Origin of the sequence: Zavarzinia sp. CC-PAN008, assembly GCF_051903925.1 — a bacterium.
Taxonomy (GTDB): Bacteria; Pseudomonadota; Alphaproteobacteria; order Zavarziniales; family Zavarziniaceae.
The window spans coordinates 1,443,359-1,466,176 of the sequence record NZ_CP173678.1 but is presented as its reverse complement, the minus strand read 5'-3'; the positions used below and the strand labels follow the sequence as shown (position 1 = coordinate 1,466,176).

Genomic DNA, 22,818 nt, shown 5'->3' with positions numbered 1-22,818 from the left:
CCTTTCAGGCCGGGGCCAGTCCTGCCGGCCCCGGCTCGCGCTCAGGCGCGCTTCAGGGCTGGCCGGTCGCTCAACGGGTGGGCGATGCGGCTCAGCATCTCCTTGGGCACGACCTGCCAGAAGGCCTGCACCTCCCGCTCCCAGTTGGCCAGCATGCGCTCGCCCAGGACCGACCCCGTGCGCTGGACGTGCTCCTCGACCAGGGCCTTCAGCACGCCTTCCCAATGCGCCGCGTCGATCCGCTGCCAGACCACCGAATCCGGGTTCACGCGGATCTCGAAGTCCTGGCCGGGGTCATAGACGAACGCCATGCCGCCCGTCATGCCGGCGCCGAAATTGTCGCCAACCCGGCCCAGCATCACGACGGTGCCGCCCGTCATGTACTCGCAGCCATTGGAGCCGCAGCCTTCGAGCACCGCCGTGGCGCCAGAATTGCGCACGGCGAAGCGCTCGCCCGCCTGACCCGCCGCGAACAGGCGGCCGGCCGTGGCGCCATAGAGCACAGTATTGCCCACGATCGTGTTCTCGCTGGCGACGAACGGGCTCGACGTCGGCGGCCGCACGGTGATCAGGGCGCCGGACAGGCCCTTGCCCACATAGTCGTTGGCATCGCCAATCACTTCCAGCGCCAGACCCTGCACGCCAAAGGCGCCCAGCGACTGGCCGGCGGAGCCGCGCAGGCGCACCGTCAGGTGCCCCGGTGCCAGGCCCGTCATGCCGAAGCGGCGCACGATGTGCGACGACAGGCGGGTGCCGATCGCGCGCTGCGTGTTCCGGATCGTATAGGTCAGCTGCATCTTCTCGCCGCGGTCGAACACCGCCGCCGCGTCGTGCACCATCTGGGCGTCCAGCGTGTCCGGCACGGGATTGCGGCTCGTGCGCGTGCAGACGCGCGGGTTCGGCCCCGGGTCCGCCACCGCCAGCAGCGGGTTGAGGTCCAGGTCGTCGAGGTGCGAGGCGCCGCGGCTGACCTGCACCAGCAGGTCGGTGCGGCCGATCACCTCCTCCAGCGTCCGCGCGCCCAGAGAGGCCAGGATCTCCCGCACCTCCTCGGCGATGAAGCTGAACAGGTTCACGACCTTTTCCGGCGTGCCCTCGAACTTGGCGCGCAGCTTCTCGTCCTGGGTGCAGATGCCGACCGGGCAGGTGTTGGAATGGCACTGCCGGACCATGATGCAGCCCATGGCGACCAGGCTGGCCGTGCCGACGCCGAACTCCTCCGCCCCCATCAGGGCGGCCATGACGATGTCGCGGCCCGTCTTCAGGCCGCCATCGGCGCGCAGCTTCACCCGGTGACGCAGGCGGTTGATCGTCAGGACCTGGTTGACCTCGGTCAGGCCCATTTCCCAGGGCATGCCGGCATACTTGATGCTGGTCTGCGGGCTGGCGCCGGTGCCGCCGACATGGCCGCTGATCGTGATGACGTCGGCCTTGGCCTTGGCCACACCCGCCGCGATCGTGCCGATCCCGGAGGACGAGACCAGCTTGACGCAGACCTCGGCCTCAGGGTTCACCTGCTTCAGGTCGTAGATCAGCTGGGCCAGATCCTCGATCGAGTAGATGTCGTGGTGCGGCGGCGGCGAGATCAGCATGACGCCGGGCGTCGCATGGCGCAGCCGGGCGATCTCCGGCGTCACCTTGAAGCCGGGCAGCTGGCCACCCTCGCCGGGCTTCGCCCCTTGGGCGACCTTGATCTCGATCTCGCGCCCGTTGTTCAGGTACTCGATCGTGACGCCGAAGCGGCCGGATGCGATCTGCTTGATCGGCGAATTGGCATTGTCGCCGTTCGCGCGCGGCACGAACCGCTCCGCCCCCTCGCCACCTTCGCCGCTGGCCGACTTGGCACCGATGCGGTTCATGGCGATGGTCAGCGTCTCGTGCGCTTCTGCCGAAAGCGCGCCCAGGCTCATGCTGGGCGTCATGAAGCGCTTGCGGATCGAGGTGATCGATTCGACCTCTTCCAGCGGCACCGGCTTGCGCGGGGCACGGAAGTCCAGCAGGTCGCGCAGCGCCACCGGCGCCTTGGCATGCACGGCCTGGGCATACTTCCGGTACTGGTAGTAGCTGTCGTTCGCGACGGCCGACTGCAGCTGGTGGATCAGCGGCCCTTCGAACGCATGGTTCTCGCCCGAGCGGCGATAGCGGTACAGGCCACCCACCGGCAGCGGAGCCACGTCGGGATCGAAGGCGCGGGCATGCAGGGCCACGACCTCCTTCTCGATGCCGGCAAGCCCGATGCCAGAAATGCGGCTGACCATGCCGGGGAACAGGCTGGTCACCAGCGCCCGGCTGAGGCCCACCGCCTCGAAATTATAGCCGCCGCGATAGGAGCTGATGACCGAGATGCCCATCTTGCTCATGATCTTGAGCAGGCCCTGGTTGATCGCCTCCTTGAAGCGGGCCAGGCACTCCTCGACCGCCATCGTGCCGAACAGGCCCCGGCGCTGGCGGTCGACGATGCAGGCCTCGGCCAGGTAGGCATTGACCGTGGTGGCACCGCAGCCGATCAGCACCGCGATCGAATGCGTGTCCATGCTCTCGGCCGAGCGCACGTTGAGCGAGGTGAAGGTGCGCAGGCCCTGGCCGACCAGGTGGCTGTGCACGGCGCCCAGGCCCAGCACCATGGGGATCGCCGCGCGGTCGCGCGTGATCCGCTCGTCCGTCAGGATCAGATGGCCAAAGCCCTGGCGCACGGCGTCCTCCGCCTCGCGCCGGACCCGGTCCAGGGCCGCCTTCAGCGCGCCCGGCTGACCCACCGCAAAGGTGCAGTCGATCTCGGCCACGGCAGCGCCCATGACCTTGCGCATGCGGGCCAGCTCGCCACTCGTGACGATCGGGCTTTCCAGCACCAGGACATTGGCCTGGCTGGAATCCTGGGCCAGGACGTTCTTCAGGTTGCCGAACCGCGTCTTCAGCGACATCACGCGATGCTCGCGCAGGCTGTCGATCGGCGGGTTGGTGACCTGGCTGAAGTTCTGCCGGAAGTAATGGTGGACCGGGCGATAGATGTCGGACAGCACGGCAAGCGGCGCATCGTCGCCCATCGAGCCGACGGCCTCCTTCGCGTCCTCCACCATCGGCTGCAGGATCAGCTCCAGGTCCTCCAGCGTCAGGCCGGTGGCCAGCTGCCGGCGGCGCAGGTCCTCGCCCCCGGCATGAACCTCGGCCGGTTCCGGTCCCGTAATCAGGTCATCGAGCGAGACGATGGAGCTGCACCAGTCCTCATAGGGGTGTTCCGCCGCCAGTTGATCCTTCAGCTCGCGGTCGTGGTAGAAGCGCCCCTCGCGCAGGTCGACGGCGATCATCTGCCCGGGGCCCAGGCGGCCCTTCTCGACCACGTTGTGCTCAGGGATCGGCACCATGCCCGTTTCGGAGCCGACGAACAGCAGGCCGTCGCGCGTCATCGTATAGCGCAAGGGGCGCAGCCCGTTGCGGTCCAGGCCGGCGACGATCCAGCGGCCGTCGGTCATGGCCAGGCCCGCCGGCCCGTCCCACGGCTCCATCACCGAATTGCCATAGGCGTACATCGCCTGCCACGCCTGGGGCACGGTCGACTTCTTGGACCAGGCTTCGGGCACCAGCAGCGTCTTGGCCAGCGGCGCCGAGCGGCCGGCCCGCACAAGCACCTCGAACACGGCATCGAGGGCGGCCGAGTCGGACGAGCCCGCCTGGATCACCGGCTTGATGTCCTCGCCATGCTCGCCGAACGCCTCCGAGACCATGCGGATCTCGTGGCTCTTCATCCAGTTCTCGTTGCCCTTGATGGTGTTGATCTCACCATTGTGGGCCAGCATGCGGAACGGCTGGGCCAGGCGCCAGGTGGGGAAGGTGTTGGTCGAATAGCGCTGGTGGAAGATCGCGAACGACGAGACGAAGCGTTCGTCCATCAGGTCGGGATAGAAGACCGACAGCGCCTCCGCCAGGAACATCCCCTTGTAGATGACCGAGCGGCACGACAGCGAGCAGATGTAGAAATCGGTTATGTGGTTGGCCAGCACCCGCTTCTCAATCCGGCGGCGGATCAGGAACAGCTTGCGCTCGAAATCGTCGTCGCTCAGCCCCTCGGGGTGGGCGATCATGATCTGCTCGATCTCGGGCCGCGTCGCGTTGGCCTTCTCGCCGATCACGCTGACGTCGACGGGCACTTGGCGCCAGCCATAGATGTTCAGGCCGAACTCGACGATCTCGGACTCGACGATCGTGCGGCAGGCTTCCTGGGCGGCGAAATCGGTGCGCGGGAGGAAGACGGTGCCGACCGCGATCGAGCCTTCGCCCGGCTCGTGCCCGCTTGCGCGGATATGGTCGCGGAAGAAGCCTTGCGGGATTTCGACATGGATGCCCGCGCCGTCGCCGGTCTTGCCGTCGGCGTCGACGGCACCGCGATGCCACACGGCCTTCAGCGCGTCGATGCCCGCGACCACGACCTCGCGCCGGGGCTTGCCGTCGATCGCGGCGACCAGGCCGACGCCGCAGCTGTCCTTCTCGAACTCCGGGTCGTACATCCCCGTCGCCGCCAGGCGTTGCGTCTCGCGCTGCCAATGGGCGACGAATTCGGCGCCCGTCTCGCCATCGGTGGTCAGGCTGGCCCCCTGGACGGCATGGCTTTGGTCATGGCTCATGGCAATGCTCCTTCCAGGATGGGTCACGACGCCTTGGCCAGGCGCGCGTCGGCGCGAACCGACAGGTACTTGTGCAACTGCTCCGCCACGTCGCGGCCGTCACGGATGGCCCAGACCACCAGGCTTGCCCCGCGCACGATGTCGCCGGCGGCAAACACCCCCTCCAGCCCGGTCATCATCGAGCGCGGATCGACCTTCAGCGTGCCCCAGCGGGTCACGGTCAGGGCCGGCTCCTCGAACATCGCGGGCAGGTCCTCGGGGTCGAAGCCCAGCGCCTTGATGACCAGGTCGGCCTCCAGCGTGAAGGTGCCGTCCTCGACCGGCTCCGGCGTCTGCCGCCCGGCGCTGTCGCGCAGGCCCAGGCGCATCTTCTGCGCCATCACGCCGGTGACGACCCCGTCGCCCTTGAATGCCTGGGGGTTCGACAGCCACACGAACTCGACCCCCTCCTCCTCGGCGTGGGAGACCTCGCGCAGCGACCCCGGCATGTTCTCCTTGTCGCGGCGATAGAGGCAGCGGACCGACTTGGCCCCCTGCCGGATCGCGGTGCGGACGCAGTCCATGGCCGTGTCGCCACCGCCGATCACGACGACGTTCTTGCCCGCCGCGTTCAATTCGCCGGACTCGTATTCCGGCACCGTGTCGCCCAGGCCCGTCCGGTTGGACGCGGTGAGATAGGTCATGGCCGGCACGATGTTGCCCAGGCCCGCCCCCGGCGCCTGGATGTCGCGCGCCTTGTAGACGCCCGTCGCGATCAGCACGGCATCGTGGCGCGCGCGCAGTTCCTCGAACGCGATGGTGCGGCCGATCTCGCAATCGGTGTGGAAGACGACGCCCCCCTCGGCCAGCCGCTGGGTACGGCGCAGGACCACGTCCTTTTCCAGCTTGAAGCCGGGAATGCCATAGATCAGCAGGCCGCCCAGCCGGTCATAGCGGTCATAGACATGGACCTTGTACCCCTGCAGGCGCAGCTGCTCCGCCGCGGCCAGGCCGGCCGGCCCCGCGCCGACGATGCCCACCGACTGGTCCAGTGCGCGCCGGGGCACCAGGGGCCGCACCCAGCCCTGCTCCCACGCCGTGTCGGTCAGGTATTTTTCGACCGATCCGATGGTGACGCTGTCGAAGCCCTTCTCGATCACGCAATTGCCTTCGCACAGGCGATCCTGCGGGCAGATGCGGCCGCACACCTCGGGCATATTGTTGGTCGCCTGGCTGACCTCGTACGCCTCCTGCAGGCGGCCTTCGGCGGTCAGCTTCAGCCAGTCGGGGATGTTGTTCTGGAGCGGGCAATGGACCTGGCAGAACGGCACGCCGCACTGCGAGCAGCGCCCGGCCTGTTCCGCCGCCGCCGCGGGCACGAACTCGCGATAGATCTCGTCGAAGTCGTGGGTGCGCTCGTCGGCGGCACGCTTCGCCGGCCGCTTCTGCGGCACGGAGACGAACTTCAGCATGCGCGTTTCAGCCATGGCCGCTTCCTCTGCTTGTGGCCCTGCCCCGGTACTGGCGCGTAACAGACCTGTTGGACACCCGCCCGCTGCCCCGCATGGGTCCACGCGGGACCGCATGAGCAGTGCCGTCGCCAGACCCCGGACCGTTCCGGGTGGCGCGCGGACGCGCTCCACCCGCCGCGTCAGCAGTAGGTCAGAAATACTGACATGTTTCGGGAGAGAGATTCAAGGCCGTTCGCAGGGTTATTCCAGGAGATCGCCAAATTAGGTCCGATTTGGGACTATCATGCAAATGTCGGGAACCAGCCTTGGCAGTCGGCCATCGCCCGCTGCCTTCGACGGCTGTGACCCGTGTCACAAGCCCGTTAGAGTGGGCAATGCATTGTGTCTCCCGCAGCGTTTTCACCCGGCGGTGCTACGCCAAGCGGCGCTCGACATGTCGATGGGAGGAAAGCATGGGCTATTTCAGTCGGACACTGGCAGCGGGCCTGGTCGCCACCGCGCTACCCTGGGGCGCGGCCTGGGCGCAGTCGAACACCGAGGCGGTGTCGATGGACGGCGCCATCAAGGGCCGGATGGACATCGTCTTTGACACGCGCACGACCCGCGACACCACCGGCGACGTGCCGGACGGCAGCCCGGCCCTGGGCGCCATGGACACCTACAATGTCGACCTCGACGTGATGAATTCCGTCGTGATGAAGGGGGCGGTGACCCGCCTGCCCTGGCTGCCCTCCGACGTCCTGGGCGTGACCCAGCAGCAGGGTGCCATGACATATGACCTGCGCCTGTCGCTGCGCAATCCCGCCAATCCCAGTCAGACACGGACGCTGGGCGGCTGGATCGGCGCCATGAAGACCGATGGCGCCGGCCTCTACCACTTCAACGAACCGCCCGAGGGCAAGGGCAAGATGCGGATCGCGATCGATGCGATCGGCAATTCCCAAGGGTTCGTGTCCGAGTTCCAGGGCACGATGCAGGGCCGGATCCCGGCCCAGGCCGGGCTGGCGGGGCTGGCCGACCGGGCCTCGCGCCGGGTCGACCGCACCTATCAGCGCGTCGTCAACGACCGCGTGATCTCGCACACGGTGCAGGGCGCCGACCCGATGGCGTTCCAGAACGCGATCCTGGCCGGCGGCCCGATCCAGGCCTATCCCCAGACGCAGCTGACCGGCTCGATCGACTACGATCCCGAGGAGGCGATCTGGTACGTCGACCTGAAGGCCACCTACTCGACCGGCGGCCAGACCTTCAACGACCGCTATAGCGGCTCGATCCGCTGGAACGAGGATGCGAACCGCGCCGCCAACGGCAAGGGCTATTACGAGGTCAATGTCCGCCTCAACGAGGAGCAGGCCCCGACCGAGGCCAGCATCTTCGACCCGACCAGCGCCGGCATGAGCGAGGAGGAGGCCTTCTTCTCGACCGCCAGCGCCAGCCCGGGCTTCGGTGGCCAGATCGCCTATGTCGACACGTTCAACGGTGAGACCGTGGTCAAGTCCAGCGTGACCTATGCGATCAACGCAACCAGCGCCAGCAAGGTGCAGACGCTCAACTTCGCCAAGGTCCTGCTGCTGATCATCGGCCCGTTCAACGACGAGTAGGACGCGGCGCCCCGCCGACCCAGGTCCCGCGGCCGGGACCTGGGTCGGCGGGGCCGCCAGCTCAGGTGCCCGTCGCGGCGTGGGAGAACTCCCCGCCCTTGCGGAAGCGCCAGAGATAGGCAGGCGCCACCGCCTCGACCGAGGTGGGCGTGATGCCAAGTTCGGTCAGCCCCGGCAGGCTGCCGTCGGCCACGTTGTCCTGCTTCAGGCTGCGCACCTGGTCGGCGGTCAGCAACTTTCCGGGCAGCGCCTGAAGCACGCTGCCCAGCATGCCCGCGACACCCCAGGGCAGCGGCACCAGCAGCCGCTTGCGCCGCACCTCGGCCAGCAGGAATTCCATCAGTTCGCGGAACGTGTAGACGCGCGGCCCGCCCAGTTCATAGATGCGACCGGCCGCCCCCTCCGTCTCCAGCGCCGCCAGGATGGCGTCGGCCACGTCGCCGACATGAACCGGCTGGAAGCGCGTCGTGCCGCCGCCGACAAGCGGCAGGACCGGCGAATAGCGCGCCATCGCGGCGAAGAAGTTGAGGAAGCTGTCGTCCTGCCCGAACACGATAGACGGGCGGACGATCGTGGCATCGGGAAAGGCCGCCCGCACGGCCGCCTCGCCCGCCGCCTTGGTCCGCAGGTAATCCGACTCCGATGCCGGATCGGCGCCGATCGCCGAGACATGGACCAGTTGCCGCACCCCGGCCGCCGCGGCCGCCCGCGCGACTGTTCCGGCGCCCTCCGCATGCACTGCGTCAAAGCGTTGCGGTCCGCCCTCGGCCAGGATGCCGACCAGGTTCACGACGATCTCGGATCCCTGGACCACCGCGGCAATCGAGCGCGCATTGCGCACGTTGGCCTGCACCGGCATGACCTGACCCACGGCGCCCATGGGCTTCACGAAACCCGCGCCGTCCGGGCGCCGCACGGCCACGCGCACCCGAAAGCCGCGGCGCGCCAAGCGCTGCACGACGTGGCGCCCGATGAAGCCCGAGCCGCCAATCACCGTCGCAAGCCGCTGCACCGTCATTCCCGCCATGCCCGTCGCGCCCCTGATCCCGCCGCAAAAAAGTGCGTGCCGATCATCTGCCCGCATCGAGGGCCGTTGACAAGCATCGCGGCTCAGCATATTTCCGCAGGCCTCGCCTGCCCAGGTGGCGGAATTGGTAGACGCGCCAGTTTCAGGTACTGGTGATTTCGGTCGTGGAGGTTCGAGTCCTCTCCTGGGCACCAAGGCGAGCCGCGCATGTCACGCGCGCCGCCCCGCATAGTGCGGGACCCGTTCAGTCAGAACATCCTTCGGATTTCGTGATCACCGGGTCCCGGCGGGGCGGCGGGTGACGGATGAGGACAGCGCATGACCGTGACCCTGCACATCGGCGACCTGCCGGACGATCTCGACCTGGGCAGCGAAGTCGCGGTCGACACCGAGACGATGGGCCTGAACCCGCACCGCGACCGGCTGTGCCTGGTCCAGTTGTCCAGCGGCGACGGCAATGCCCATGTGGTCAAGCTGGGCCAGGCGATCGCTGCCCCCAACCTGGCAGCGCTGCTGTCCAATCCCCGCGTGCTGAAGATCTTTCACTTCGCCCGCTTCGACGTGGCCGTGGTCCACAAGTACCTGGGCGTGACCGTAAGTCCGGTCTACTGCACCAAGATCGCTTCCAAGCTGGTCCGGACCTTCACCGACCGCCATGGTCTCAAGGAACTGGTCAAGGAACTGGCCAGCGTCGACCTGTCGAAGCAGATGCAGTCGTCCGACTGGGGCTCGGACGAGCTGAGCGAGGCGCAGCTGGCCTATGCCGCATCGGACGTCCTTTATCTGCACCAGCTGAAGCGTCGGCTGGACCAGGTGCTGCAGCGCGAGGGCCGGGCGGAACTGGCCCAGGCCTGCTTCGACTTCCTGCCCACGCGCGCCCTGCTCGACCTGGGCGGCTGGGAAGAGCCGGACATCTTCTCCCACTGAGGGGGCCGGCGATCCTGGATATCGCGGGCCGCGCGGCGCAAGCCGCCCTGCGGCATGGCGACCATGCCGGCCGCGCCCTGTGCGCAGGGCGGGCGGTTCTGTAAGGTTTGGTCATGTCCATGAGCGGGATCGAATCGCTGTCCTCGCCGGTCCCTGCGCCCGAAGCGGCGGAGGCACTGGGCATTGCCCGCACGGTCCTGGCGATCGAGGTGCAGGGGCTGCAGGCCCTGGCCCAGTCGCTGGGCGCGGCGTTCCTGCGCGCCGTCGACCTGCTGGCCGCGACGCGGGGCCGGGTCGTCGTCAGCGGCATGGGCAAGAGCGGCCATGTCGCGCGCAAGATCGCGGGCACCCTGGCCTCCACCGGCTGCCCAGCCCAGTTCGTCCATCCGGGCGAGGCCAGCCACGGCGACCTGGGCATGGTGGTTCGGGGTGATTCGCTGCTCCTGCTGTCCAATTCGGGCGAGACGGCGGAACTGTCCGACCTGATCGCCCATGCCAAGCGTTTCGACATCCCCCTGGTCGCGATCACGGCGCGGCAGCCCAGCACGCTGGCCGACGCGGCCGACGCGCTGCTGCTGCTGCCGCCGGTGAAGGAGGCCTGTGCAATCGGCATGGCGCCCACCACATCCACGACGATGATGATGGCGCTTGGCGATGCCCTGGCGGTCGTGCTGATGGCCCGGGCGGGCTTTTCCCCCGACCGCTTCCAGGAACTGCACCCGGGCGGCCGCCTGGGCGGCGCCCTGCGCCGGGCGCGCGACCTGATGCACCCGCCCGAGGCGCTGCCCCTGGTCCAGACGGGCACGCCGATGGCCGATGTCCTGATCGAGATTTCGGCCCGCAGCTTCGGGTGCGCCGGCGTGGTCGACCAGCGCGGCGACCTGGTCGGCGTGATCACCGATGGCGACCTGCGGCGCCACATGTCGGCGGCGATGCTGGCGCAGCCCGCTCGCCAGATCATGACCCCCAGCCCCCGCACGATCGAGCCCGGCCTGTTCGCCAGTGCAGCCCTGCGCATCATGAACGAGGCCAAGATCACCTGCCTGTTCGTGGTCGAGGGCCGGCGCCCCGTGGGCCTGCTCCACATCCACGACTGCCTGCGCGCCGGCATCGCCTGATGAGCGAGCGCGCCGACAGCATGCGGATCGCGCCCCTGGCGGTCGACATGGCCGAGAACCGGCCGCGCCGCAGCGACCGGGTCGAGCGCTACAGCCGCTTTGTCGGGCTGATGAAGCTGGTCCTGCCGCTACTGGCGCTGGGCCTGGTGGCGATGCTGGTGATCTGGCCCGGCCTGACCGATGGCGGCGGGTCCGTCCCCATGATCGCCGGCGAATTGTCGACCAGCGAGGAGGGGCTGGCGATGCAGCATCCCCGCTATGTCGGCATCGACAAGGTTGGCCAGCCCTACAGCGTGACGGCGACGCGGGCCATGCCGGACAAGGCCGACCCGGACGAGATCACGCTGGACACGCCGGCCGGCGACTTCAAGACGGAGAGCGGCACGGCGATCAGCCTGTCCTCCGCCAGCGGCCTCTACAAGCCCAAGGAGCAGAGCCTGATGCTGGAGGGGCAGGTGAAGCTGTCGACCAGCGACGGCTATTCCTACCAGGGCGACCGCCTGCTGCTGGACCTGGCGACCGGCAGCGCCACCAGCCAGGAACCGATTTCGGCCAAGGGGCCGGCCGGAACCATCCGGGCCGACAGCATGGCCATGCGCGAAAAGGGCCAGATCCTGCATTTCCAAGGCAACGTGTCCGTCGTGATCGACAACGGGGAAATCCAATGAGCCTGTCGCACAGGATGCCGGGGCGGGCCGTGCTGGGCGCCATGGCCGTCTCGCTGGGCGTCTCGCTGGCTCCCGCGTTCGCGGCACTCCTGGCTCCCGCGCCGGCCACGGCACAGGCGCTGGGCCTGGCGGCCGACCAGGACCAGCCCATCTCCATCAACGCCGACTCGCTCGACGTCGACCAGAAGGCCAAGGTCGCCACCTTTCGCGGCAACGTCCTTGCGGTCCAGGGCGAAACCCGCCTGAAGGCGTCGGAAGTGCGCGTGCACTATGATGGCGCCGGCACGACGGAGGCGGATGCACCTACTGCCCCGCCACCGCCCGCGACAGACAATGGCGGCGTGCCGGCCGGCACGCTGGGCGCACCGGCCGCCGCGGCCGGTGCCGGCGGCGGCCGCATCTCGCGTATCGAGGCGGCAGGCGGCGTCTTTGTCTCGACCCCGACCCAGACGGCGGAGGGTGACGACGCGCTCTATGACCTGCGGCGGAAGCAGATCACGCTGACTGGAAAGGTCGTCCTGACCCAGGGCGAGAACGTGCTGCGCGGCAGCAAGCTGGTGGTCGACCTGGCCACCGACCGCACCACCCTGACCGCCGGCGGCAGCGGCCGCGTCCAGGGCCTGTTCGTGCCGGGCCAATCCCCGGGCCAGGGGCAGCAGGGCAGCCAGCCCGGCACCCCGCGCCAGGGCAGCGGCGTGGCGCCGACGCGCCTGGTGCCGCCGCCGGGGCAGCCGCGTCCGGCGACGCCGGAATGAGGCACCCGCCCTGCCCGACCGGGTGGGGCGGTGGCGACGCCCCCATGTCATGCGGGGCCGGGCGGATGAGGCGCGATTGAAGGGTCTGGTTAATCACGTGCGTTGGATGCTGGAGAGGATGCGCGAGCGCAAGCCGACACGGGACGAGGGACGGGCGGACGGGGCCGAAGGCGCCGCTGGCACCTCCCTGCCCGTCACGGCGGGACCCGTCGCGGCGGGACCTGCTGCGACCGGTGCGGCCGCGGACGCGCCACACACCGGCCCGCGCCTGATCGCCGACAATCCGGGCCTTGAGGTCAAGGCGATCGGCAAGAACTTCCGCAAGCGTCCCGTGGTGCGTGGCGTCTCCATGACGGTACAGCGGGGCGAGGTGGTGGGCCTGCTGGGCCCCAACGGCGCCGGCAAGACGACCTGCTTCTACCTGATCACCGGGCTGATGCAGCCCGACTATGGCACGATCGCGCTCGACGGCCGCGACCTGACCGACCTGCCGATGTATCGCCGCGCGCGCCTGGGTATCGGCTACCTGCCGCAGGAAGCCTCGATCTTTCGCGGCCTGTCGGTCGAGAACAACATCCGCGCCATCCTGGAAGTGGTCGAGCCGATCCGCGACAAGCGCGAGGCGATGCTGGACGACCTGCTGGCCGAATTCTCGATCACCCACCTGCGCCGGACGCCCGCCATCGCCCTGTCGGGCGGCGAGCGGCGCCGGGTCGAGATCGCGCGCGCCCTGGCGACGCAGCCCAGCTTCATGCTGCTGGACGAGCCGCTGGCCGGCATCGACCCCATCGCGATCAACGAGATCCGCACCCTGGTCACGCACCTGAAGAACCGGGGCATCGGTGTGCTGATCACCGATCACAATGTCCGTGATACGCTCGACCTGATCGACCGCGCCTATATCATCCATGAAGGGCGCGTGCTGATGGAAGGGCACCCGTCCGACATCGTCGCGCACGAGGGCGTCCGGCGGGTCTATCTGGGCGATCGCTTCAGCCTGTAGGCGGTATCATGGCGTTGTCGCCACGTTTGGAGATGCGTCAGAGCCAGTCGCTGGTGATGACGCCCCAGTTGCAGCAGGCGATCAAGCTGCTGCAGCTCTCCAATCTCGACCTCTCCGCCTATGTCGAACAGCAGCTGACCGAGAACCCGCTCCTGCAGCGCGGCGAGGATGGCGAGGCCGAGGGCGACCGCGCCGCACCGGAGGCGGACGTCGCGACCCTGGGCGCCGATGCCCTGGTTGCCCCAGACGCGCCGATGGCAAGCGAGGCGGACAGCCCGCTCGACGCGTCCTATGACGACGTCTTTGCCGAGGGCAACGACATGGGCTCGCTCCCCGCCAGCGCCAGCCGGGGCAGCCTGCCCGACGATGGCGACGGGCTGGAGGGCACGCTGAGCGCCGCCATCGGCCTGAAGGAACACCTGCTGGAGCAGCTGCAGGCGACGAAGGTCGGCCTCGACGAGCGCTTCATCATCGCGGCCCTGATCGAAGGCGTGGACGATGCGGGCTATCTGAACGAATCGCTCGAGGACGTGGCCGAGCGCCTGGGCGTCGAGCTGGAGGCGGTCGAGGATGCGCTGTGGGTCCTGCATGGCTTCGACCCGACGGGGGTCGGCGCGCGCAGCCTGGCGGAATGCCTGCGCCTGCAATGCGCCGCGGCCAACCGGCTGGACCCCGCCATGGCCGCCATGCTGGACAACCTGGAACTGGTCGCGCGCCGGGACGTGAAGCGGCTGGGGGAGGTCTGCGGCGTCGATGCCGAGGACATCCACGACATGATCGCCGAGTTGCGCCGGCTGAACCCCAAGCCGGGCCTGGCGTTCGAGCACGACCTGTCGCCGCCTGCCGTGCCCGATGTGCTGGTCCGCCGCGCCGCGGATGGTTCCTGGGTGGTCGAGCTCAATGCCGAGGTGCTGCCGCGTGTCCTGATCGACCGCCGCTACCTGGCCCGCGTCAGCGCGCAGGTCGGCCCCGGCGGCCGCGCCCGCGCGGACAAGGCCTATGTCTCGGACTGCCTCAGCCAGGCGACCTGGCTGGTCAAGGCGCTGGACCAGCGGGCGCGCACCATCCTGAAGGTCGCGACCGAGCTGGTGCGCCGCCAGCAGCCCTTCCTGGAACAGGGCGTGCGCCACCTGCGGCCGCTGAACCTGAAGGCGATCGCGGAGGAAACCAGCCTGCACGAGTCGACCGTCAGCCGCGTGACCGCCAACAAGACGATGGCGACGCCGCGCGGCGTCTTCGACCTGAAGTACTTCTTCACCGCGGCCATCGCCTCCGCCGACGGGGGCGAGGCCCATTCGGCCGAGGCGGTGCGCGACCGCATCAAGCACCTGATCGACGACGAGCCGCCCGGCGCCATTCTTTCGGACGACGCGATCGTGGCCCTGCTCAAGGACGAAGGCGTCACGATCGCCCGCCGGACAGTCGCGAAATATCGGGAATCGCTCAGGATTCCGTCATCCGTGGAGCGTCGCCGGTTGAAGGCGATGAGCGCATGACCAACGTAAACACTGGGAGCACGCAACCGGCGGCCTGAACGGCGGTTGTGGTTCCACCGCCAGGGGGCGCAGAATTGACAGGGTCCGTCCCCGCTGCCTAAGGTCCCGGCGCTTCCGGGACCGCCCTGGCGGAAGGGTCAGACTTCAACGTTGGCGGCTTGGACAAAAACCATGCAACTCCAGATCAACGGCAAGCATATCGACGTCGGCGATGCGATGCGGACCCACGTCCGCGAACGCCTCGGCAATGGCGTGGCGAAGTATTTCGAGAAGCCGATTGACGGCAACGTCACGATCTCGCGCCAGGCTCACCTCTTCCGCACGGATTGCCAGGTGCATTTCGGGGCCGGAATGACGGCGATCGCCCATGGCGAGGCGGCGGACGTCTATGCCAGCTTTGATCAGGCCGCCGACCGTCTGGAAAAGCAGCTGCGTCGCTACAAGCGCCGGCTGAAGCGTCACCACGGCGAGCGCAAGGCCCCCGCACCCAGCGAGCCCGCGCGCTCCTACGTCCTGGCGGCCGAGCCCGAGGAGGAGGAACACGCCGAGGGCGACGCCCCCATCATCATCGCCGAGACGACGACCGAGATTGCCAGCCTGTCGGTGCGTGACGCGGCGATGCGGATGGACCTGGGCGACATGCCGGCGCTGCTGTTCAAGAACAGCGTGCATGGCGGCCTGTCGCTCGTCTATCGCAGGCCGGACGGCAATATCGGCTGGATCGAGCCGGGCTCGGCGGCCTGAGCGCGTGACGATGTCCTGCAGCGCCTGACGGAATGGCCAGATCATGAGCATTGCCCAGCTGGTCAGGCCCCAGGGTGTGATCGCACACCTGAAGGTCGCTTCCAAAAAACAGGCGCTGCAGGATCTCTCGGCCCGCGCAGCCCGGCTGACCGGGCATCCCGAGCGGCAGATCTTCGATATCCTGATCGAGCGCGAGCGCCTGGGCACGACCGGTGTCGGCCAGGGCATCGCCATCCCGCATGGCAAGCTGCCGGGCCTGGACCGCCTGCACGGCCTGTTCGCCAGGCTGGACAACCCGATTGACTTCGAGGCGATCGACGACCAGCCGGTCGACCTGATCTTTCTCCTCCTGGCGCCGGAGAATGCCGGCGCCGATCATCTGAAGGCGCTGGCCCGCGTGTCGCGCCTGCTGCGCGACCGCGAGATGTGCGAGAAGCTGCGCGCATCCGAGGAGGACGAGGCGATCTATGCCCTGCTGATCGAGCAGGGCCAGAACGAACACGTCTGACCGCAGGCGGGCCTTGCACCTCCGACGCTGCCTTCCGCTGCTGGGCCTCCTGGCTGCAGCGTTGTACCCGGCCGGGGCTGGCCATGCCGCCGACGCCACGGTGCAGCTGCGCTTTCCCCTGGCCTGCCCGATCGGACCGGATTGCGGCATCGATGCCTATGTCGACGTCGATCCCGGCCCGTCGGCGCGCGACTATACCTGTGGTGCCCTGACCGAGAATGGCCAGGCGGCGACCACGTTCCGCACGGACCCCGCCCTGGTGGCCAAGGGGCTGGCGGTGCTGGCGGCGGCACCCGGCACCATCCTGTCGGTGCGCGAAGGCATGATCGACGGCACCAGCACGGCCCTGATCGAAGGCCGGGCCTGCGGCAATACGGTGGTGATCGACCATGGCGGCGGGTGGGAGACGCAGTACTGCCACCTGGAGCGCGGCAGCGTGGCGGTGCGGCCAGGCCAGCGCGTGGTGGCGGGCGAGGTCCTGGCGCGGGTCGGCCGGTCCGGCCTGGCGCCGCGTCCGCGGCTCAGCTTCCTGGTCCGCCAACAGGGCCGGGTGATCGACCCCTTTGTCGGTTTGAACACGGGTGCCGCGTGCGGCAGCCCCGTCCTGTCGCTGTGGGCGCCGGACCTGCTGCAGCCCTTGGCCTATCGTGGCAGCGAGCTGGCAGCGGCGGGCTTCGCCACGTCCCGCCCCAGTGCGGAGGCGATCGAGGCGGGGGAGGTGTCGCCGACGAATCTGGACCAGTCGGCGCCGGCGCTGATCTTCTTTGCGTCCATTCGCGGTCTGCGCGAGGGGGATGAGCAGGTCATCCGCCTGGTCGGGCCCGATGGAACAGTCCTGCTGGACGAGCGCGACCAGCCTGCCGCGGGACCCCAGGCGCGCTGGCTGCGCTTCGCGGGCCTGGAGCGGCCCCTGGCCGGGTGGGAGCCCGGCACCTACAAGGCCGAATACTATCTGCTGCGCCGCACGGGCGAGCAGCCGACGACCGTCGTCTATGTGGCGAAGGACATCACCATCGCGCCATAGCGGTGGGCCCGCCCCGCTGCGGCACCCTTCAGTGCACGCTCTGGGGCATCATGTCGTGTTCAAGCGCGGCGGCGACCGCTTCGGCCCGCGTCTCGGCCACGGCAAGCGGATTGCCGTTGGCGGCGCACAGGGCGAACGCCTCTCGCCCGTCGATCTCGACCGGCCGGATGTAGACAAGGGCAGGGGCGCCAAGGGCGGCCAGCGCTTCTGGCGTCATGTCCTGGAAGTGTGCTGCAAGGCTGCTCATGGCTGCTGCTTTCCTGGAGGTCTGACGAGTGAAGGGAATAGTCCCTGAGAGGTTCCATCCAATCGATTAACACGCACGCACGCGGCGGTTCCTGCGGCGGCGTTTCAGTCACCGCATGTCAGCGGCCGCGCATCATCGGATCGCGATCTGGCGCGGCGGGGTAACCGATTCGGGGCGCGACAGATCGACCGACAGCAGCCCGTTGTCGATGGTGGCGCCCGTGATCTGGACCCCGTCGGCCAGCACGAAGGCCTTCTGGAACTGGCGCGTGGCGATGCCGCGATGCAGGAACACGCGCTCTGGATCGTCGGTCTGGCGGCCACGCACGATCAACTGGTTGTCCTCGACCGTCACAGACAGGTCGTCCTTGGCAAAGCCCGCGACGGCCAGCGTGATGCGCAGCTCGGCCGGGCCGATGCGCTCGATATTGTAGGGCGGATAGCCGTCATTGCCGGCGCGCGAGGCGCGGTCCAGCACCCGTTCGAGGTGATCGAAACCCAGCAGCAGGGGACTGCTGAAGACGGATACGCGGGTCATGCCACCTCCTCCATGGTGAGCGAGCGTGGATCCGGCGGGTCAGGAGCGACCCCGCAGGTCGCCACCGGCCCAGGCGGCACCGGCGACACCCATCATGTTGGCGCGATTCGCCTTGCGCGCAAGGGATGCACCGCGGCATCCCCGGTGCTGCGGCGTCGCGTCAACCCAGGCGCAGCGGCTTCACGTTGGTGATGAGGGTCTTGTTGATCAGGCGGATCGCGCCCGACATGTCCTGGAACGGGATGAAGGCGCGGCTGTCGTTCAGCATGTCGATGACGCGCTGCTCCGGCTCGACGAAGAAGTTGCCGCGCATCGAGGTGCCATCGGTGAAATGCACCTCCACATCGGTCTTGTCCTTGACCACGCGTTCGTCCATGCCGCCTCCTGCCCGGCGGGCCACCGGGAACGGCCGATTATGCGCACGCAACCCGGGCGCGCCAGCCTTTCAGGTCGCGCCACCACCCGCAGCCACCCCCGCGGCCAGGGCCGCCTTCAACTCCGCCAGCGTGAACGGCTTGGCCAGTCGGGCGGTGCTGCGCGGGCCGTCGGCGGGATCGACCTCCGCATAGCCGGTCATCAGCACGATGGGCAGGCCGGGTCGCAGGACCCGCAGCACCTGGGCCATCTGCACCCCGGTCAGGCGCGGCATGGCGACGTCACTGAGCACCAGGTCGACGGTGTTGCCCTGGGCCAGGTTCAGCGCTTCCTCCGCGCCGTCAGCCAGCAGCACCGCGTGGCCCAGGTCCTCCAGCATGGCCGCGGCCTGGACGCGGACCAGGGGATCGTCGTCGACCACCAGCACGCGCAGCGACGGCAGGTCTGTCCCCTCCGCCACGATCCTGCCGGCCGGGTCGGAGGGCGACGGTGCCTCCCGCGCGATAGGCAGTGCGACGCGGACCTCCGTGCCTTGGCCAGGCTGGCTGCGGATGTCCAGGCGGCCGCCCGACTGCTGGGCCAGGCCATGCACCATCGACAGGCCCAGGCCCGTGCCCTGGCCCACGCCCTTTGTCGTGAAGAAGGGTTCGGCGGCGCGGGCCAGCGTCTCGTCGTCCATCCCCTGGCCGGTATCGGACACGATGAGCGTGACCTCGCCCGGCCCCTGGTTCGCGGCGATCGTGACGCGGCCGCCGTCCGGCATCGCGTCGCGGGCATTCAGCACCAGGTTCAGGATCGCCATTTCCAGCTGGTTGGCGTCGGTATGGACCGGCGGCAGGCCGACCGGTATCGCGACCTGGAGGACGGCATCCGGGCCGATCGAGCGGGCCAGCAGATCGTCCATCCCGGCCACCAGCGCATCCAGCGCCACGGGACCGAAGCGCAGCGACTGGCGCCGGGCAAAGGCCAGCATGCGCTGGGTCAGGGCAGCGCCCCGCTCCGCCCCCTTGATCGCGTTGTCGACCAGGCGGACCAGGCCCGCGGCGTCGGCCGGCAGCCGCTTGCGCACCAGTTCCAGGCTGCCCAGGATCGCCGCCAGCAGGTTGTTGAAGTCATGCGCCACACCCCCGGTCAGCTGGCCCAGGGCGCGCAGCTTCTGCTCCTGGAGGAGCCCTTCCCGCGCCTGCTCAAGCGCCTGCTGCGCCGCACGGCGCTCGGTCAGGTCGCGCGTGACCTTGGCAAAGCCCAGCAGCTCGCCCTCCGGCGTGCGGATCGGGTCGATGACGACCCAGGCCCAGAAGCAGGTGCCATCCTTGCGCACCCGCCAGCCCTCCGCCTCGAACCGGCCATGGGCCGCGGCGAAGTCCAGGTTGCGCTGGGGCACGCCCGCTGCGCGGTCGGCCGCCTGGTAGAAGCGGCTGTAGTTCTGCCCGATGATCTCGTCCGCGGCATAGCCCTTGAACCGCTGGGCCCCCGCGTTCCAGCTGGATACGACGCCCGTGGGATCCAGCATGTAGATGGCATAGTCGGTGATCGCATCGACCATCAGGCGATAGCGCTCGTCCAGCCCGGCGCGCCCCTCCGTCCGCTGGCCGGCCTGCCCCTTCGACGTGTCGATCCTGCTCAAGTATTCGTCCCCGCTTGGGCCCTGGCCACACGCTAAGCCAGCCGGGCGCCGGCAGCGCATCACGGTCGCGGGAGGACCAACCCCCTTAGTCGGCGGGAGGGGCTTCGTCCAGCGTGGCCCAGCCTGACGGCCGCCCGGTGGGCGTCAGGTCCTTGCGCTCGTCATGCTGGCGCAGGATGTGCGCCTTGGCCAGCATATGGGCGCTGACGGGGGCCGTCAGGAACAGGAACAGCGTGATCAGCAGCTCGTGGAACGACACTTGGCCCTGCACGCCCGCGAAATAGACCATGGAGGCCAGCAACAGCGACCCGATGCCAAGCGTGGTTGCCTTGGTCGGGCCGTGCAGGCGCTGCATCGTGCCGGGCAGCCGGGCCAGCCCCAGCGAGCCCACGACCAGGAAGAAGGCGCCGACCAGGATCAGCACCGCGGCGACGACTTGGGCGATGGTCTCGATCATGGCGCCCTCACTCGATCACGTTGCCGCGCAGTAGGTACTTGCAGAACGCCACGGTGGTGACGAAGCCCACCATGGCGAACAGCAGCGCCACCTCGAAATACATGGCGGTGCCATAGAGGATGCCCAGCAGCACGATCAGCGCGATGGTGTTGACGACCAGCGTGTCCAGCGCCAGGGCTCGATCGACCGGCCCCGGCCCCCGCGCCAGGCGATACAGGTTCAGCAGCAGGGCCACGCACACGGCCCCGCCCGCGATCAGGCAGGCAATGGCGATCATGCGAAAATCCTCTTCAGCCGGCGCTCGTAGCGGTCCTTGATCGCGGCCACGGTGCCTTCGGGATCGCCAGTGTCCAGGCAATGCACCAGCAGCGCCCCGCCGCAGGCCGACAGGTCGGCGCTGACGGTGCCGGGCGTCATCGTGATCGTGCCGGCCAGGACGGCGATCGCCTCGGGCGAGGTCAGGTCCAGCGGCACGGTGACATAGACCGAGCGGAAGCCGCCGGCCGGCCGGAACAGGACCAGCCGCGCCACCTGGACGTTGGAGACGACGATGTCCCACAGCACCACCAGGACATATTCGGCAATGGCCAGCGGTGCCCCGATGCGCGGGCGGCCCGGCCAGAAGCGGGCAGTGAACAGCGGCACCAGGAAACCCAGGATGGCGCCCAGCACGACATGCCCGGCGCTGACCTCGTTCGCCAACATCACCCAGACGACCAGGATCGTCAGGCTGAGCACCGGGTGGGGCAGGATCCGCGCCATCATGATGCCTCGCCTCCCGGCTCCAGGACGGCGCCAATGTATTGGCCGCGATCCAGCAGCTGGGCCGTCGTCGCGTCGAGCCAGGTCATCGCAGGCCCCGCCGCCGCCGTCCACGCCACCAGCAGGGCCAGCAGCAGGGCGATGCCCGTCACCGGCTGGGCCAGCGGGATCGTTGCCTGGTCACGGGGCATCGGCCGCGCCGCCCAGAACAGGCTGCTGCCGGCGCGCGCAAAGCCCAGCGTCATGACCAGGCTGGTGCCCAGGATCAACGCCCACAGCCAGGGCCACGCCGCATCCACCCGGACCGCCTGCAGGATCAGCACCTTGCCCAGGAAGCCCGACAGCGGTGGCAGGCCGACCATGGCGATCGCCGCCAGCAGGAACAGGCCCCCGACAAGCAGGCCGCCGCGCATCGCCCCGGCCGGGGCCAGCCCGTCGGCGGCGGCGCCCCGGCCCTCCGCCACCAGGCCCGCGATCAGGAACAGGACGGCACCGGCCAGCGTGCTGTGCACCAGGTAGTACAGCGCCGCCGCGATGCCGCTTGCGTCGAACAGGCCAAGGGCGATCAGCAGCGTGCCCATCGACGACACGACGGCAAATGCCGCCAGGCCGCGCAGGCTGGCGCTGCCCAGGACGCCGATGCTGCCAACGACCAGGGTGACGGCCGCCGCCGGCAGGACGAACGGCGCCACAAGGCCGGCCAGCGCCCCGGCGTCCGCGCCGAAGACCATGCCATGCACGCGCAGGATGGCGTAGGCGCCGACCTTGGTCATGATCATGAAGATCGCCGCCGCGGGGGCCGAGGTCGAGGCATAGGTCGCCGGCAGCCACCAGTGCAGCGGCACCAGCGCGGCCTTGGTCGCGAAGACCAGGAACAGCAGCAGGGCGCCCGCCTTCAGGATGCCCTGGTCGGCGGGCGCCACGGCCGGGACCTTGGCCGCCAGGTCGGCCAGGTTCAGCGTGCCGGTCACCGAATAGATCAGCCCGACCGCGACCAGGAACAGGGTCGACGCGACGAGGTTGATCGCCACGTACTGGAAGCCCGACTTCAGCCGCGCCGGCCCGCCGCCGTGCAGCATCAGGCCATAGGAGGCGATCAGCATCACCTCGAAGAAGACGAACAGGTTGAACACGTCGCCGGTCAGGAAGGCGCCATTGATGCCCAGCAGCTGGAACTGGAACAGGGGATGGAACAGCTGTCCCTTGCGGTCCGCCCCGGCCGAGGCGAAGACGATCACGGCCAGCGCCAGCACCGCCGTCAGCACCAGCATCGTGGCCGACAGCCGGTCCAGCACCAGGACGATGCCGAAGGGCGCCGGCCACGCCCCCAGGCGATAGGCCTGCGTCCCGCCTTCCGCCGCCTGGACCAGCAGGCCGATGTCGACCGCCAGCAGCAGCACCGTTGCCACGATCGAGACGACCCGCTGGCTGGGCAGGTGGTGGCGGAGCGTCAGCAGCAGGAAGGCCGCGGTCAGGGCCGGCAGGACGGCCGGCACGATGATCCAATGGCTCATTGCGGGCGCCCCCGCGGCTTGCTCGGCTCCTCGACCGTGTCCAGGTCGGTGCGGTCGCTGCCCGTCTCCAGGAAGCCGCGCAAGGCCAGGACGACGATCAGCGCCGTCATCCCGAACGAGATCACGATGGCGGTCAGGACCAGCGCCTGGGGCAGCGGGTCGGTATAGCCGGGCGCCGTGGCGGAGATGATCGGCGGCTGGTCCACCACCAGGCGGCCCATCGCGAACAGGAAGACGTTCACGGCATAGGACAGGAAGGTCAGGCCCAGGATCACCGGAAAGGTGCGCGCGCGCAGGATCAGGTAGATGCCGGTGGCGGTCAGCACGCCCGTGCCGCTGGCGACGAGAAGCTCCATCG

22 protein-coding genes and 1 tRNA gene are annotated in these 22,818 nt (G+C 69.1%); 11 read left to right on the top strand and 12 right to left on the bottom strand.

Annotated features, from left to right (window positions below; translation table 11 throughout):
* Positions 1–41: 41 nt before the first annotated feature.
* Together gltB and ACI6GS_RS06935 are read right to left on the bottom strand one after the other, a co-directional pair.
* Complete coding sequence (gene gltB / locus ACI6GS_RS06940; RefSeq protein WP_439817054.1) at positions 42–4,619, bottom strand: glutamate synthase large subunit; 4,578 nt, start codon at positions 4,617–4,619, stop codon at positions 42–44.
* A gap of 23 nt (positions 4,620–4,642) precedes the next feature.
* Positions 4,643–6,085: an NAD(P)-dependent oxidoreductase gene (locus ACI6GS_RS06935; protein WP_439817053.1), complete on the bottom strand. Its 1,443-nt coding sequence runs from the start codon at positions 6,083–6,085 to the stop codon at positions 4,643–4,645.
* A gap of 437 nt (positions 6,086–6,522) precedes the next feature.
* Between ACI6GS_RS06935 and ACI6GS_RS06930 the strand changes: the two genes are divergently transcribed.
* Positions 6,523–7,671 carry a hypothetical protein gene (locus ACI6GS_RS06930; RefSeq protein ID WP_439817052.1) on the top strand — a complete coding sequence of 383 codons (1,149 nt, stop codon included), beginning with the start codon at positions 6,523–6,525 and terminating at the stop codon, positions 7,669–7,671.
* 61 nt (positions 7,672–7,732) lie between these two features.
* On the opposite strand, the gene ACI6GS_RS06925 is transcribed toward ACI6GS_RS06930, so the two are convergent.
* Positions 7,733–8,698, bottom strand: coding sequence for a complex I NDUFA9 subunit family protein (locus ACI6GS_RS06925; RefSeq protein ID WP_439817051.1), 966 nt, complete (start codon positions 8,696–8,698; stop codon positions 7,733–7,735).
* A 109-nt stretch (positions 8,699–8,807) separates the two neighbouring features.
* Between ACI6GS_RS06925 and ACI6GS_RS06920 the strand changes: the two genes are divergently transcribed.
* From ACI6GS_RS06920 to ACI6GS_RS06875, 10 genes are all read left to right on the top strand, one after another.
* Positions 8,808–8,892: transfer RNA gene (locus tag ACI6GS_RS06920), tRNA-Leu, on the top strand.
* A gap of 124 nt (positions 8,893–9,016) precedes the next feature.
* On the top strand, positions 9,017–9,625 hold the full coding sequence (locus tag ACI6GS_RS06915; protein ID WP_439817050.1) for a ribonuclease D: 609 nt from the start codon (positions 9,017–9,019) through the stop codon (positions 9,623–9,625).
* A gap of 119 nt (positions 9,626–9,744) precedes the next feature.
* On the top strand, positions 9,745–10,743 hold the full coding sequence (locus ACI6GS_RS06910; protein ID WP_439817049.1) for a KpsF/GutQ family sugar-phosphate isomerase: 999 nt from the start codon (positions 9,745–9,747) through the stop codon (positions 10,741–10,743).
* Positions 10,743–11,411 carry an LPS export ABC transporter periplasmic protein LptC gene (gene lptC / locus ACI6GS_RS06905; protein WP_439817048.1) on the top strand — a complete coding sequence of 223 codons (669 nt, stop codon included), beginning with the start codon at positions 10,743–10,745 and terminating at the stop codon, positions 11,409–11,411. Before ACI6GS_RS06910 ends, lptC begins: the two co-directional genes overlap by 1 nt.
* Positions 11,408–12,166 carry an LptA/OstA family protein gene (locus ACI6GS_RS06900; RefSeq protein ID WP_439817047.1) on the top strand — a complete coding sequence of 253 codons (759 nt, stop codon included), beginning with the start codon at positions 11,408–11,410 and terminating at the stop codon, positions 12,164–12,166. The genes lptC and ACI6GS_RS06900 overlap by 4 nt, the downstream gene beginning before the upstream one ends.
* A 118-nt stretch (positions 12,167–12,284) precedes the next feature.
* Entirely contained in the window at positions 12,285–13,169 is an 885-nt protein-coding gene (gene lptB, locus ACI6GS_RS06895) for an LPS export ABC transporter ATP-binding protein (protein WP_439817046.1), read from the top strand.
* An 8-nt stretch (positions 13,170–13,177) separates the two neighbouring features.
* A complete protein-coding gene (gene rpoN, locus ACI6GS_RS06890; RefSeq protein ID WP_439817045.1) occupies positions 13,178–14,665 on the top strand; it encodes an RNA polymerase factor sigma-54 in 1,488 nt (495 codons plus the stop codon).
* A 171-nt stretch (positions 14,666–14,836) separates the two neighbouring features.
* Complete coding sequence (gene hpf / locus ACI6GS_RS06885) at positions 14,837–15,409, top strand: ribosome hibernation-promoting factor, HPF/YfiA family (protein WP_439817044.1); 573 nt, start codon at positions 14,837–14,839, stop codon at positions 15,407–15,409.
* A 43-nt stretch (positions 15,410–15,452) separates the two neighbouring features.
* Entirely contained in the window at positions 15,453–15,917 is a 465-nt protein-coding gene (ptsN, locus tag ACI6GS_RS06880) for a PTS IIA-like nitrogen regulatory protein PtsN (RefSeq protein WP_439817043.1), read from the top strand.
* Positions 15,918–15,978: 61 nt separating this feature from the next.
* Complete coding sequence (locus ACI6GS_RS06875) at positions 15,979–16,941, top strand: M23 family metallopeptidase (protein WP_439817042.1); 963 nt, start codon at positions 15,979–15,981, stop codon at positions 16,939–16,941.
* Between the two features lie 28 nt (positions 16,942–16,969).
* Here the strand turns inward: ACI6GS_RS06875 and ACI6GS_RS06870 are convergent, their stop codons facing one another.
* The 9 genes from ACI6GS_RS06870 to ACI6GS_RS06830 form a co-directional block, all read right to left on the bottom strand.
* Positions 16,970–17,188, bottom strand: a complete 219-nt coding sequence (locus ACI6GS_RS06870; RefSeq protein ID WP_439817041.1) for a DUF1150 family protein — start codon at positions 17,186–17,188, stop codon at positions 16,970–16,972.
* Between the two features lie 132 nt (positions 17,189–17,320).
* The gene (locus ACI6GS_RS06865; RefSeq protein ID WP_439817040.1) at positions 17,321–17,725 is read right to left on the bottom strand and encodes an Hsp20 family protein; all 405 of its coding nucleotides are present in this window, start codon (positions 17,723–17,725) and stop codon (positions 17,321–17,323) included.
* Between the two features lie 160 nt (positions 17,726–17,885).
* On the bottom strand, positions 17,886–18,101 hold the full coding sequence (locus ACI6GS_RS06860; RefSeq protein WP_439817039.1) for a DUF6812 domain-containing protein: 216 nt from the start codon (positions 18,099–18,101) through the stop codon (positions 17,886–17,888).
* Positions 18,102–18,170: 69 nt separating this feature from the next.
* Entirely contained in the window at positions 18,171–19,727 is a 1,557-nt protein-coding gene (locus ACI6GS_RS06855; RefSeq protein WP_439817038.1) for an ATP-binding protein, read from the bottom strand.
* Between the two features lie 85 nt (positions 19,728–19,812).
* On the bottom strand, positions 19,813–20,184 hold the full coding sequence (locus ACI6GS_RS06850) for a Na+/H+ antiporter subunit G (protein ID WP_439817037.1): 372 nt from the start codon (positions 20,182–20,184) through the stop codon (positions 19,813–19,815).
* A gap of 7 nt (positions 20,185–20,191) precedes the next feature.
* A complete protein-coding gene (locus ACI6GS_RS06845; RefSeq protein WP_439817036.1) occupies positions 20,192–20,461 on the bottom strand; it encodes a K+/H+ antiporter subunit F in 270 nt (89 codons plus the stop codon).
* Complete coding sequence (locus ACI6GS_RS06840; RefSeq protein WP_439817035.1) at positions 20,458–20,949, bottom strand: Na+/H+ antiporter subunit E; 492 nt, start codon at positions 20,947–20,949, stop codon at positions 20,458–20,460. The genes ACI6GS_RS06845 and ACI6GS_RS06840 overlap by 4 nt, the downstream gene beginning before the upstream one ends.
* Complete coding sequence (locus tag ACI6GS_RS06835; protein WP_439817034.1) at positions 20,946–22,460, bottom strand: monovalent cation/H+ antiporter subunit D; 1,515 nt, start codon at positions 22,458–22,460, stop codon at positions 20,946–20,948. Before ACI6GS_RS06835 ends, ACI6GS_RS06840 begins: the two co-directional genes overlap by 4 nt.
* Positions 22,457–22,816: a Na+/H+ antiporter subunit C gene (locus ACI6GS_RS06830; RefSeq protein WP_439817033.1), complete on the bottom strand. Its 360-nt coding sequence runs from the start codon at positions 22,814–22,816 to the stop codon at positions 22,457–22,459. The genes ACI6GS_RS06835 and ACI6GS_RS06830 overlap by 4 nt, the downstream gene beginning before the upstream one ends.
* Positions 22,817–22,818: the final 2 nt, after the last annotated feature.